Raw genomic sequence first — 13,057 nt, forward strand, 5'->3', positions numbered from 1 at the left:
ATCGCCACCCCGGCAGCCGCCGCCCAGCAGGTCGCCGACCAACTGGTCGCCGTCGGCGTGACGAGCATCCTCAACTTCGCGCCGTGCGTACTCTCGGTTCCGGAGGGGGTCGACGTGCGCAAGGTCGACCTCGCCATCGAGCTGCAGATTCTGTCCTTCCACGAGCACCGCAAGGCGTCGCTGACCGCGCTGCCCGCCACCGGCGGGTCCGCTCTCACCGCCCTGCCCGGCGGGTTCGCGGCCACCGACACCCAGGAGGCGATCGGCACGTGAAACTGCTTGTCGTCGGCGCGTCCTACCGGACCGCCCCGGTCGCCACGCTGGAGCAGCTGGCCGTGCCCCCCGCCGACCTCACCCGCACCCTGGACCGCCTGGTCGCCCAGCCGTACGTGGCCGAGGCGGTGATCGTCTCCACCTGCAACCGGGTGGAGGTGTACGCCGCCGTGTCCGGTTTCCACGGCGGGCTCGGCGACATCTGCGCCGTGCTGGCCGAGCAGGCCGGCAGCTCGCCGACGGCGCTGGCCAGCCACCTGTACGTGCACTACGACACCGCTGCCGTGGACCACGTCTTCCGGGTCGCCACCGGTCTGGACTCGATGGTGGTGGGCGAGGCGCAGATCCTCGGCCAGCTGCGTGACGCGTACCACTGGGCCACCGGCGCCGACTCGGCCGGCCGGCTGCTGCACGAGCTCATGCAGCAGGCGCTGCGGGTCGGCAAGCGGGCGCACGCCGAGACCGGCATCGACCGGGCCGGCCAGAGCGTCGTCACCGCCGCGCTGGAGCTGGCCGCCGGGCACTTCGACGGTGACCTCGTCGGTCGTCCGGCCCTGGTGGTCGGCGCTGGCGCGATGGGTTCGCTCGGGGTGGCCACGCTGTCCCGGCTGGGCGCCGGGCCGCTCATCGTCAGCAACCGGGGTGCCGACCGGGCCGTCCGCCTCGCCGAGTCGTACGGGGCGAGCGCCGCGCCGATGACCGAGCTGGCCGACACTCTCTCCACAGTGGACATCGTAGTGGCCGCCACCGCGTCCACTGAACCGGTCCTCACCCGGGCGGTGGTCACCACGGCGCTGGCCGAACGCGACCCGGCCCGGGGCCCGCTGGTCCTGCTCGACCTGGCCGTCCCGCGCGACGTCGAGGAGGGCGTCGCCGAGCTGCCCGGCGTCGAGGTGATCGACATCGACCGGATGGCGGGGCTGCTCGCCGACGGTCCGGCGGCCGCCGACGCCGCAGCCGTCGAACGCATCGTGCTCGGCGAGGTGGAGGGCTTCCTCACCTGGTTGCGCGGCGCCGACGTGGCGCCCACCGTGGCCGCGCTGCGGGGCCGGGCCGACGACGTGGTCAGCGCCGAGCTGCGCCCGCACCGTGCACCGGGTCGTGCAACGACTGCTGCACCAGCCCACCGTCAAGGTCCGCCAGCTGGCCGCGGAGCCCGGCGGCGACCAGTACGCCGCACTGCTGCGCGAGCTGTTCGACCTCGAGGTGCCGCAGACCTCACCGGTCGACACCGTCCCCGACGTGCTGACCCCCGACCTCGGCCTGGCGCTCCCCGGCACCGGCCCGGTGTCCGCTGCCGACACCGCCGAACCGACCCCACCAACCGGAGGTGCGCGATGACCGCCCCCCTGCGCCTCGGCACCCGGGGCAGCACCCTGGCGATGGCCCAGTCCGGCCAGGTCGCCGAGGCGGTGACCGCCGCCACCGGCCGCCCGGTCGAGCTGGTCGAGGTGGTCACCGCGGGCGACCGCTCCACCGCGCCGGTGCACCGGCTGGGCGTCGGGGTGTTCGTCTCCGCCCTGCGCGACGCGCTCACCGCCGGGACGATCGACTTCGCGGTGCACTCGTACAAGGACCTGCCCACGGCCGGCGCCGGCGGGCTGCACATCGCGGCGGTGCCGGCCCGGCAGGACCCGCGCGACGCGTTGGTGGCCCGCGACGGCCGCACCCTCGCCGAGTTGCCGCCCGGTGCCACGGTGGGCACCGGCGCGCTGCGCCGGATCGCCCAGTTGCACGCCCTCGGCCTGCAACTGGAGGTCACCCCGATCCGCGGCAACATCGACACCCGCCTGGGGCGGGTGCTCGGTCCGGACGCCGACCTCGACGCGATCGTCCTGGCCCGGGCCGGTCTGGCCCGCATCGGCCGGACCGACGTGATCACCGAGACGTTGGACCCGATGCTGATGCTGCCCGCCCCCGCTCAGGGTGCGCTGGCCGTGGAGTGCCGGGTCGACGACCAGGACCTGGTCGGGCTGCTCGCGCTGCTCGACCACGCACCGTCGCGTGCCGCGGTCACCGCGGAACGCGCGTTTCTGGCAACCCTGGAGGCCGGGTGCAGCGCACCCGTCGCCGCCTATGCCGAACTCGCCGAAGGCGAGACCGGCGATGAGATCTACCTGCGCGGGGCGGTGATCAGCCCGGACGGCACTCGTGACCTCCGGCTGTCCCGCACCGGAACGCCCGCCGACGCGGCGGAGATCGGTAAGGCACTCGCCGCCGAACTCCTCGACCTCGGCGCCGACTCGATCCTCGGCCACGAAGGACACACCGGCCCGGGGACCCAGCAATTTGGGAGCACAGAATGACCCGCACCCGTAAGCCCGTCGGCCGTATCGCGTTCGTCGGGGCTGGCCCCGGTGACCCGGGCCTGCTGACCCGTCGGGCCCACGACGCCCTGGTCGACGCCGACCAGGTGATCTACGCCCGGGGAGTCCCCGAGTCGTTGCTCGCCGTCGTGCGTGCCGAGGCCTCCGACGATGCCGAGTTCACCCCGGCCGAGGGCGCGCCGGGGGATGTGGCGAAGGTGCTGATCTCCGCGGCCCGCTCCGGGCTGAACGCGGTGCACCTGGTCGCCGGCGACCCGTTCGGGCACGACTCGGTGGTCAAGGAGGTGCAGGCGGTGGCCCGCACCGCCGCCCACTTCGAGGTGGTGCCCGGCGTCGGCCAGGCCGAGGGTGTGGCCACCTACGCCGGGGTCCCGCTGCCGGGTGTGCGTACCGCCGCCGACGTCGAGGACGTCAGCGCGCTGGACTTCGAGGCGCTGGCCACGGCGGTCGGCCGGGGCTCGCTCGCGCTCGCCGTGGACGCCGGTGACCTCGCCGCCGTCCGGGACGGGCTGCTCGCCGCCGGGGTCGACGGCACCACCGGTGTCGGGGTGACCGGCGACGGCACCGGCGAGACCCAGTACACGACCACGTCGACGGTGGACAGCTTCGTGGCCGCCGCGCTCGGCTTCACCGGCCGGGTGGTGCTCACCGTCGGTGTCGGGGTGGGGCAGCGCGACAAGCTGAGCTGGTGGGAGAACCGCCCGCTGTACGGCTGGAAGGTGCTCGTACCCCGCACCAAGGAGCAGGCCGGCGCGATGAGCGCCCGGCTGCGCGCGTACGGGGCGATCCCGTGCGAGGTGCCGACCATCGCGGTCGAGCCCCCGCGTACCCCGGCCCAGATGGAGCGGGCGGTCAAGGGCCTGGTCGACGGCCGGTACGCCTGGGTGATCTTCACGTCGGTGAACGCGGTCCGCGCGGTGTGGGAGAAGTTCGCCGAGCACGGCCTCGACGCCCGGCACTTCGGCGGCGTCAAGATCGCCTGCATCGGTGAGGCGACGGCGGACGCGGTCCGCGCGTTCGGCATCCAGCCGGAGCTGATCCCCGCCGGCGAGCAGTCCTCCGAGGGTCTGCTGGCCGAGTTCTCGCCGCACGACGAGATCCTCGACCCGGTGGGCCGGGTGCTGTTGCCGCGCGCCGACATCGCCACCGAGACGCTCGCCGCCGGGCTCACCGAGCGCGGCTGGGAGGTCGACGACGTGACCGCGTACCGGACGGTGCGGGCCGCGCCGCCGCCCGCCGAGATCCGCGACGCGATCAAGTCGGGTGGCTTCGACGCGGTGCTCTTCACCTCGTCGTCCACCGTGCGCAACCTGGTCGGTATCGCCGGGAAGCCGCACGCCCGGACCGTTGTTGCCGTCATTGGGCCCAAGACGGCGGAGACCGCGACGGAGTTCGGCCTGCGGGTCGACGTCCAGCCGCCGCACGCCTCGGTGCCCGACCTGGTGGAGGCGCTCGCCGCCTACGCCGTCGAGCTGCGCGAGAAGCTGGCCGCCATGCCGGCCAAGCAGCGCCGTGGCTCGAAGGTTCAGGGCCCGACCGCCCTGCGCTTCCGGTAGTCGTTCGAGGAGGCCCTTCCATGTCGTACCCCGAGATCCGGCCCCGCCGGCTGCGCCGCACCCCGGCGGTCCGCCGCCTGGTGTCCGAGACCCGGGTCGACCCGGCCGAGCTGGTCGTGCCGATGTTCGTCAAGGAAGGGCTCACCGAGCCCCGGGCCATCTCGTCGCTGCCGGGGGTGCTCCAGCACTCCCGGGACTCGCTGCGCAAGGCGGCGGTCGAGGCCGTCCAGGCCGGTGTCGGCGGGATCATGCTCTTCGGCGTACCGGAACAGCGGGACCCGACCGGCTCCGGCGGCATCGACCCGGACGGCATCCTCAACGTGGCCATCCGGGACGTGGTGGCCGAGGTGGGTGACGCCACCGTCGTGATGAGCGACCTGTGCCTCGACGAGTTCACCTCGCACGGGCACTGCGGGCTGCTCACCCCCGACGGCGCTGTCGACAACGACTCCACCCTGGCCGCGTACGCCGAGATGGCGGTGGCCCAGGCCGCCGCGGGGGTCGGCATGGTCGGGCCGTCCGGGATGATGGACGGCCAGGTCGGCGTGGTACGCAAGGCCCTCGACGCCGCCGGGTACCAGGACGTTTCCGTGCTGGCGTACGCCGTGAAGTACGCCTCCGCCTTCTACGGCCCGTTCCGTGAGGCGGTGGAGTCGGCGCTGGAGGGCGACCGGCGCACCTACCAGCAGGACCCGGCCAACCTGCGGGAGTCGCTGCGCGAGGTCGCGCTCGACGTCGCCGAGGGCGCCGACCTGGTGATGGTCAAGCCGGCGCTGCCCTACCTCGACGTGGTGTCGGCGGTGCGGGCCGCGGTGGACGTCCCGGTCGCCGCCTACCAGGTCTCCGGCGAGTACGCCATGGTCGAGGCGGCCGCCGCCAACGGCTGGATCGACCGGGAGCGGGTGATGTTGGAAACCCTCACCTCGATCAAGCGGGCCGGCGCGCAGGTCATCCTCACCTACTGGGCGGTCGAAGCCGCCCAGCTTCTGCGCGAGCGTTACTGACGCTCGTCCTGCCCCTGACTGACTCTGCCCCTGGCCTGGCCACGCGGCCTCCTCGGGCGCGCCGGGCCGTAAGGGCTCGCCCAGCCGGCCGCGCGGAGTCCCGGGCCTCTCGGCCATGACGGCCAGGCTTCTTCGGCCCTCGTACGCGTTGGCCATTCGTCGCGTCGACCTACTCAGCGTGACCAGCCCAGCCGACCCGCCTTCCCTCTATTCCCCCTTTGCTCTGCACCCATGACGGCGACACCCACGGTCCGTTAGCGGTGCATATCGAACTGCAGAGCAAAGGACACGGTCTGCGGTTGGGGGTCTGGTGGCCAGGGTTGAGTTTTGCCTGGTCTGGCCGGTTTCGGTCGCTGCCTGCCGGGTCGACTGGACCAGGCGGCGCGAAATCCATGACACAAAGTAATGATGGCGCTGCCAGAGGTCGCCAACACGGACAGTGGTCGGCGGTACAAGGTGTTATCCACAGGCCGGCTCGTTGTCCACAGGCGCGGCCGGCGGGATTGCGGCAGGCTCCGCCAGGCGGGACGGTGACGGCATGAGCGATTCGTCAGCCGCAGCCGAGCCGGTCCTCCTCAGCGAGCCTTCCGACGTGCCCTGGCCGGCCGGCGGTATCGTCCGCGCGGTCCGCCGTCGCGCTGACCTCAGCCAGCGTGAGCTGGCCCGCTGGGCGGGCGTGCACCACGCCACCATCGGCCGAATCGAGGCCGGCCGGATGGTGCCGAGCATCGTCCTGCTCCGGCGCATCATCGCGGTGGTGGGCTGCCGGTTGGCAGTGGTGGACGAGTTCGGCCGGGTGCTGAAACCGATGCGCGACTGGCAGGACACCCGCAACGGCGCGGAGCGCCGCTACCCATCGCACCTGGACACCATCCTCGACCCCGAGTTGGGGGAGTGGTGGGCGGACATCTACGGGCTGGCCCGCCCGCCGGAGACGTTCTACCGCAATCGGGAGGTCCGGGACGCGATGCGTCGGCGCAGCCAGTGGGAGGTGCGGGTGGCCCAGAACCGGCACCTGTCCCCGCCGCCCTGGCCGCCGCGCGGAGTGCTCTGACCTCGGCACGAGAGAGGCCCGCCGACCCGGTACGGGTCGACGGGCCTCGCCGGAACGCGCGACGTCAGTCGTCGTTGATGATCGTGCCGACCGCGAGCGGATCAGCCAGCCGGAGACCGGGTACGCCGGCAACCAGCAACGTCACCTTCTCGTCCGACTCCCGTTTGCGGTCACCGCGCACTGTCACCGGGAAGGTGACCGACGTCTGCCCGGCGGCGAGCGCCTTGCAGCCCGCGTACGGGTCGAAGTCCGAGCCGGCCTGCGCGGTGACGCCGACGGTGGCCGCGCAGAGCAGCACCGGCTGCGACAACGGCCGCGACACGGTGGCGGTGAAGGTGAGCTGCCGGGTGCCCTGGTCGCCCTCGACCACCGTCGCGTCGGCCACCGTCAACGACGCACGGGAGTGGAACCGGGCCACCTGCGGGTCGTGGTCACTGGAACCCCGTGACCCGTCGCCGGTGAACTCCGCCGGCCAGTCGGCGTTGATGTGCGCCGCCCGCACCTGCACCAGGTCGCCGTAGAACGCGTCGTTCACGAACAGGTGGTCCAGTGTCTGCGCCTGTCCCTCGAAACTGTACGAGTAGGCCGACGCCGGCACGTCCGCGACGAGGTTGTCCCACAGATTGTGCAGGCCCGCCTCGTACAGCGGGGCGAGCTGGTCCGACGGCGTGGGCTGGTCACCCGTCGCGATCGGATCGTCCGGGCGGGGGAAGACGTTCAGGTCCCCGCCGTAGACCACCCGGGCGGACCCGTCGGCCGCCTCGATCGCGGTGACGATCGCCGCACCGTAGCGCGCCTGCTCCCGCCGCTGCCCGACCCGGCTGTCCGGCCCCGACGAGTAGTGGTTGCTGAGCGCGTACAGGGTGAACCGCTCGGCGGAACCCGGCGCGGCGGCAACGCTGAACTTGCCCAACTGCGGGGCACGGGTGAAGACGTTGGTCCCGTCCCGGCCGGTCGAGGTGTCCACATCCGACGGCAGCACCGCGTTGAGGGCCTTCGGGTTCTGCACGTCGGCGTTGGCCGGCAGGCCCGGAGCCCGGTACTGAACGGTCGGTGCCGAGCCCAGCAGCGGGTCGTTCGCCGTCGCGGCGGCCAACGACAGCCGGTCCGTGCGGTACAGGAACGCGGCGGTGATACCCCGGGCGTCCGCGCCGGTGCGGTCATAGGCGGCGGCGTACGCGGGCCCACCGGCCGCCGCCACCGTGAGCGCCAACTCCTGGATGGTGTCCGGAGCGCCGTCGGCGTTGTTGGTGTCGCCGCAGCTCAACGCGGCCCCGGAGACCGTGCAGATGTCCTGGTCCTCGGCCTCCTGCACCAGGATCAGGTCCGGCGCGTGCAGATCCTTGACGATCTGGTCGGCGAGCGCCGCCAACTGCTCGCGGTACTCCGCCTCGCTGCCCGGGACGTAGTCGAACGGCGGGGTGACACCCGGGCAGCCGGCGTTACCGGTGAAGTCGCAGCCGTCGAACGGGTCGTCCCGGTAGTCGTACAGGTTCTCCACGTTGTAGGTGGCCACTGCCACCTCCTGGGACCGGTCGGCCGGCTTGGGCGGGTTGTTCTTCGACGGGTCGGCCCCGGCGGCGAACTCCGCCCGCTCGACCTGGACGCCGTACTTCTCGAACGAGTAGTAGACCCCGCCCACCGCGTCCGCCCGCAGCGTGTCGAAGGTGTGCGCCGGCGGGAGCAGCGCGGCGCTGTCCCCGGCGGTGGCCTTCACACCCATGCTGCCGAGCAGCGTCCGCTGGCCGTTACCGTCGTCGAAGCGGCGGGCCGGGTCGTTGTCCAGCGGGTGCGAGTCGCGGAAGACCCGCCGGGAGTACGGGTCGGCGCGGTCCAACAGCGGGTCGTCACGGTCGACCACCCACAGCTCCGCGTCGGCGGTGGAGGAGAAGACGTCCCGGCCGCTCACCGCGCCGCTGCCCGCGCGGATCCGCATCCGGGAGCCCTCGTGCCGCTCCCAGAAGCGCTGCGCGTCGGTCAGCACGGCCGGCGGGACCGCGTCGGTCACCGCGACAGCGGTGTCCACGGCCAGGCCACCGCCGATCCGGCGGACCAGCGACGCGCCGGAGAGCTGGGTGAAGTTGTAGTACTCCGACACCCGGGCCCGCAGCACGACCTCGTCGCCGACCGTCGGCACGTAACCGCCGATCAGCGAGGTGAACGCGCCCATGAACACGAAGATCCCGTCGGAGCTGGTCGGGTCGCCGTCGGTGTCACCAACGCGGCTCTGCAGGAAGAACCCGTGCTGATCCGCCCCGGCCGAGGTGCGGGCCACTGTCAACTGGGTGATCACGCCGCGGACGTCGTACATCGTGCTGCTCGTGCCGTTGCCGCTCGCCGGCGCGAGCGGTGACCGGTCGGCGGGCCCGGACTCGGCGTCGGTGGTCGGACCCTGCACCTCGCCGACGGTCAGCTCCCGGGTCACCTGCACGGCCAGCGCGCAGCTGGCGGTGCCACCGCCCGCGTCGGTCGCGGTGAGGGTGACGGTGTACGCCCCGGCGGCGAGATCGGCGCTCACCCCGACAGTGGCGCGGGCGGTGCCGCCCACCCCGTCGGCCGGGGTGAACGCGGTACGGGTGATCGAACCGACGGTCGGCGTCGGGCTGACCGCCGTCACCGCCAGGTCGACGATCGTGTCGTCCGGGTCGGTGCCGGTCACCTCCCGGCTCGCCGCCGTGCCAGCGGCGGTGACAAGGGCGCCGCCGCAGGTCAGCGTGGCCGGTACGTCGACCGGGCCGCCGCCGTCCACGGTGTGCGCGCCCAGCCCGTCGAACGTGTCGACGGGGAAGCCGGCCCACTGGGTGGCAGGGTCGAACGCGTCCGACGGGTCGGTGTCACCGGCGGTCACGTCCGGCATCCGGCGCAGGGTGTTGTCAGCGGTGCTGGTGACGCCGGCACCCCACTCGGTGCCCGGGTCCACGCCGACCTGCCCGACCGAGTCGAGCACCGTGCTGCCCCGGCGCAGCACGATCGCGTCGTCGCCGTTGAAGAGGCTCGCCCCGGTGGTCTGATCGGCCTGGGCGAGGATGGCGGCCCCGGCCGAGGCGCTGGCGAACACGAACGCGTCGCCGGCCGCCACGCTGCCGGTCAGGGCGATGGTGGTCGCCGTGGTGGAGCCGTTGAAGTAGAGCTGCAACTGGTAGCCGCCGGCGGTCAGGTCGATGGCGGAACCGGTGCCGTTGAACAGCTCGATCGCCTTGTTGTTCGACGAACCCTCGACGTACTCCGAGATGAACAGGTCGGTGGGCGCGGCGCTGGCCGCGGTGGGTGCGACGCCGAGCGCCGTGACAGTCACGGCGACGGTGGCGGTCGCGAGCGCGGCGATTGAGCGGCGCGGGCGCATAGGGCCTCCACGATGGGTGGACGGGGTCAACGCACGTTAAGGTGCGCGACTGTCCACCGTCCATCCCCTAATGGACAGTTTCGTGAATTCCTCACCGTGGCGGATCGAGGCGGTGCACCAGCTCAGCGACGTCGACGCTGTATTCGCACCAGTCCCGGTCCGGCCGGTAGCCCAGCTCCGCGTTGACCTTGAGCATCGCCTCGTTGGCCTGGGCGTTCCAGGTCTGCACCTCGATCAGCTCCGGCTCGGCGGAACGCAGCTCCAACAGCATCCTGGCCTTGATCGCCCGATCGATGCCGTAGCCCCGGTGATCCTGCGCGACGATCGTGTCGTACTGGTCGGCGCGGGTCGGGTGCTGCGCCGGCACCACCACCTCGGTCAGGCCGGCCACCTCGCCGCTCTGCTCGTGCCGGGCGAGCACGATGTACGGCTTCATGCCCCGCCGGTGCAGCGTGTCGAGGCTGTCGCGCAGCCGCTCCGGGTCGTACGAGCTGGGGCGCAACTCGCCGTCGTCGACGTCGCGCACCTCGGCCTTGGCCCGCGCGTACGCCTCGAGCAGGTCGTCCGGCGGCCCGCCCGGGAAGAACTCCACCTGGTAGCCCGCGCTGATGCCGGTGGCCATCTCGGCCAGCTCGGCCCAGTCCACCGCGGTCAGGTCGAGCACGCTGCGGGTCTCCACGTACTCCCGGGTGAAGCCGAGCGACTCGTAGAACCCGACGGCGGGCGTGTCGCCGACCACCTCGACCCCGATCGACTGGAAGCCCTCCTGGTAGACCCGGCGGGCGGCACGCAACACCAGGTCACGGCCGAGGCCGGTGCGCCGCACGGACGGGTGCACCAGCACCTCGAGAACACCGATGTCACCCAGAAGGAGGACGTGCACCTGGCCGAGCACCTTGCCCGTGTCGCCCGCAGCGGTCGGCTCGGCCTGGGCGATCCAGGAGATCCGCCGCTCGCCGGGCATCACCTCGGCGAGGTATTCCCGCAGCGAAGTCTCCCGCCAGGGCGGGTCCTGCGGCAGATCGGCCGCCAGGACCGCGTTCAGCGTGGCCAACAGCGACGCGATCTCGGCGGACGACGCGGTCCTGGGGTCCCACTCGCGCACCATCACCCGTCTAGCTTGCCGCTAACAGAGGCCTGGGGGAAGTGTCCAGTTCTCCAACGTATCGAGACGATCACTTCATGACCGACTGGCCCGTCCGTACCGGTTCGCGGTGTCGTAGACGTCCTGGGCGTAGCGCCGTACATCGTTGTAGGAGAGGATCGCGTTCCACCAGTCGCCCGGGATGCTGAGGTTCCGACCACCCTTGCAGAGGTAATTTCCCGCTGCCAGGGCGGCGTCGTCCAGATCGTGCGGGTCCTTGCGGCCGTCGTTGTCGGCGTCCGCGCCGATCTCCTGCCAGGTGGTCGGGATGAACTGCATCGGTCCGATGGCGCGGTCCAGGGTCCGGTCCTCGTCGAGCGCGCCGTCGTCGGTGTCGATGATCCGCATCCGACCCTCCTTCCCGTCCAACGGCAGCCCGATGATGGGGGGCAGCGCCTTGCCGTCCTGCCCCAACCGCGCGCCGTTGGCCGAGCCGTGCCCCGATTCGACCTGACCGATCGCGGCCAGCGTGGTCCAGCTCAGTGCACAACTGCGGTTGGTCTGGGCGAGGACCAGTTCGGCGTAGCCGTACGCCTGCATGGCGACCGGGGGGACGCCGACCTTGGCGCCGACCTGCTGCGCCCAGCCGGCCAGGGCGTCCGACGGGCGGCCGCCGGTCACCGTGCCGGTCGGCAGCCCGGTGCCGGGCAAACCGCCGCTGGGCAGTGGGATGGTGGGCAACGGGCCGGTGGGCAGTGGCCCGGTGGGCAACGGGCCGGTGGGCAGGCCGGACGGTGCCGCCGTCGGTGCGACAGCGCCCGGCGCGGCCGAGGCGTCCACAGCCACCGGACGCGGTGCGCGGATCGTGGCCGGTACGAGCAGCGCACCCGCCGCGGCGGTCGCCGCCACCAGCGCCAGCAGGAAGACGCCGGGCAGGGTCAGCCGACCACTGGGCCGGCCGGCCCAGGCCCGGGTGGCCCGCGCGGCGGCTGCTGCCGCCTGGCGCGGCGGCACACGTACCGCGTGCGCGAACTGCACCCGTCGCCGACGGGCCGGGCCGGACGCCGGCACCGCCGGCAGCTCATCCACAGTGGTCTTCGCCAGATCCGTCGCACCGGCGGTGGCTCCGGTCTTCGCGTCGTCGGCCTTGGGCGTCTCGGCCTTCGCGGTCTCGGTCTTCGCGTCGTCCGGCTTGACCGTCTCGGTCTTCGCGTTGTCGGCCTTGGGCGTCTCAGCCTTCGCGGTCTCGGCCTTTGCTTCCTCGGCCTTGACCGTTTCGATCTTTGCGTCGTCTGCCTTGACCGTCCCGGTCTTTGCGCCAGCGGGTTTGGGCGTCGCCGCCTTGGCCGCCTCGGTCCTGGGGGCCTCGGTGTTGACCTCGGGCGCCGTCGGCGAGGCGGGCACAGTGGCCGGTGGCGTGGCCGTCGCGCCCTTCGAACGTCCGCTCAGCCAGGGACGGCGCGGGCGGGGCACCGCGCGCACCGGATCGGGCGCGGCCCCCGAACCTTCGAGTGGCCCCTCCAGCGGCGCGGCCGGTCGTAACGGTTGCACACGCGTGTCGTCCTCGCCGTCCACCACCTGTTGAGTATCACCCATACTCCGCCAACCGCCAGATCCACGTACGCTGGGTGGCATGCCCCGGTACGAGTTCCGCTGCCGCGCCTGCGGCGACACCTTCGAGGTCAACCGTCCGATGGTGGCTGCCGGTGAGCCGGCCAACTGCCCACAGGGACACGCCGACACGGTCAAGCTTCTTTCCGCGGTCGCGGTCACCGGCCGGGGCGGTGCCGTCGGTGGTGCCCGGACCCCCGCCGCCGGTGGCTGCTGCGGCGGTGCCTGCGGCTGCTGATCGGGCCAATTCGCCGCCGCCTGATGGTCCGGCCTTGCCGGGATCGGGTCCGAGTGGCACGTTGAGGCGGCATCTGCCCGGCCGTTCTCACGATGCGTGATCGCTCGAACTCAGGCAGCATGAACCCGACGTCACGGGCGGAGGTTCCTCGCATGTCGCCACGGATCCAGCTCCCGAGCGGTTGGGTGACCTTCGTGTTCACCGATATCGAGGGCTCGACCCGGCTGGCCCAGCTGCTGGGTCCGGACTACCGCCCGGTGCTCGCCGAGCATCGACGGTTGCTGCGCCGCACGCTGGCCAGCACTGGTGGCGCGGAGCTGCTGACCGAGGGCGATTCGTTCTTCCTGGCCTTCGAGGACGCCACCGCGGCGATGACCGCGTGCCTGACCGCCCAGCGGGCACTGGCCAGCCACGACTGGCCCACCGCCGAAGCCGCGCCACGGGTGCGGATGGGCCTGCACACCGGCTACGCCGAGCCGCGCGACGGCGAGTACGCCAGCCCCGAGGTGCACCGGGCCGCCCGGGTGGCCGCCGCCGCGCACGGCGGACAGGTGCTCTGCACGGCGT

General features: G+C 72.6%; 9 protein-coding genes and 2 pseudogenes. 8 read left to right on the top strand and 3 right to left on the bottom strand.

What is annotated here, in order from left to right; all coding sequences use genetic code 11:
- From KBX53_RS07240 to KBX53_RS07265, 6 genes and pseudogenes are all read left to right on the top strand, one after another.
- Positions 1 to 273 (top strand): annotated as a pseudogene (locus tag KBX53_RS07240) (redox-sensing transcriptional repressor Rex); the annotation flags it as partial.
- Positions 270 to 1,614 (top strand): annotated as a pseudogene (locus tag KBX53_RS07245) (glutamyl-tRNA reductase). The pseudogenes KBX53_RS07240 and KBX53_RS07245, both read left to right, overlap by 4 nt.
- Positions 1,611 to 2,579 (top strand): hydroxymethylbilane synthase, encoded by a 969-nt coding sequence (hemC, locus tag KBX53_RS07250; RefSeq protein ID WP_030329749.1) that lies wholly within the window; start codon positions 1,611 to 1,613, stop codon positions 2,577 to 2,579. The pseudogene KBX53_RS07245 and the gene hemC overlap by 4 nt, the downstream one beginning before the upstream one ends.
- Entirely contained in the window at positions 2,576 to 4,156 is a 1,581-nt protein-coding gene (locus KBX53_RS07255; protein WP_210858212.1) for a uroporphyrinogen-III synthase, read from the top strand. The genes hemC and KBX53_RS07255 overlap by 4 nt, the downstream gene beginning before the upstream one ends.
- 20 nt (positions 4,157 to 4,176) lie before the next feature.
- A complete protein-coding gene (gene hemB / locus KBX53_RS07260) occupies positions 4,177 to 5,160 on the top strand; it encodes a porphobilinogen synthase (RefSeq protein WP_210858213.1) in 984 nt (327 codons plus the stop codon).
- Positions 5,161 to 5,698: 538 nt separating this feature from the next.
- Positions 5,699 to 6,214, top strand: coding sequence for a helix-turn-helix transcriptional regulator (locus KBX53_RS07265; protein WP_081883737.1), 516 nt, complete (start codon positions 5,699 to 5,701; stop codon positions 6,212 to 6,214).
- Between the two features lie 64 nt (positions 6,215 to 6,278).
- On the opposite strand, the gene KBX53_RS07270 is transcribed toward KBX53_RS07265, so the two are convergent.
- From KBX53_RS07270 to KBX53_RS07280, 3 genes are all read right to left on the bottom strand, one after another.
- On the bottom strand, positions 6,279 to 9,557 hold the full coding sequence (locus KBX53_RS07270; protein WP_210858214.1) for a lamin tail domain-containing protein: 3,279 nt from the start codon (positions 9,555 to 9,557) through the stop codon (positions 6,279 to 6,281).
- 91 nt (positions 9,558 to 9,648) lie between these two features.
- Positions 9,649 to 10,665, bottom strand: coding sequence for a GNAT family N-acetyltransferase (locus KBX53_RS07275; RefSeq protein WP_210858218.1), 1,017 nt, complete (start codon positions 10,663 to 10,665; stop codon positions 9,649 to 9,651).
- A 72-nt stretch (positions 10,666 to 10,737) separates the two neighbouring features.
- Positions 10,738 to 12,237, bottom strand: coding sequence for a lytic transglycosylase domain-containing protein (locus KBX53_RS07280; RefSeq protein ID WP_210858215.1), 1,500 nt, complete (start codon positions 12,235 to 12,237; stop codon positions 10,738 to 10,740).
- A gap of 37 nt (positions 12,238 to 12,274) precedes the next feature.
- Between KBX53_RS07280 and KBX53_RS07285 the strand changes: the two genes are divergently transcribed.
- Both KBX53_RS07285 and KBX53_RS07290 read left to right on the top strand, forming a co-directional pair.
- Positions 12,275 to 12,490: a zinc ribbon domain-containing protein gene (locus tag KBX53_RS07285; protein WP_210858216.1), complete on the top strand. Its 216-nt coding sequence runs from the start codon at positions 12,275 to 12,277 to the stop codon at positions 12,488 to 12,490.
- 152 nt (positions 12,491 to 12,642) lie between these two features.
- A partial coding sequence (locus KBX53_RS07290) for an adenylate/guanylate cyclase domain-containing protein (protein ID WP_210858217.1) occupies positions 12,643 to 13,057 on the top strand: 415 nt, incomplete at its 3' end.

Source organism: Micromonospora sp. M51 (genome assembly GCF_018070305.1).
GTDB lineage: Bacteria > Actinomycetota > Actinomycetes > Mycobacteriales > Micromonosporaceae > Micromonospora > Micromonospora parva.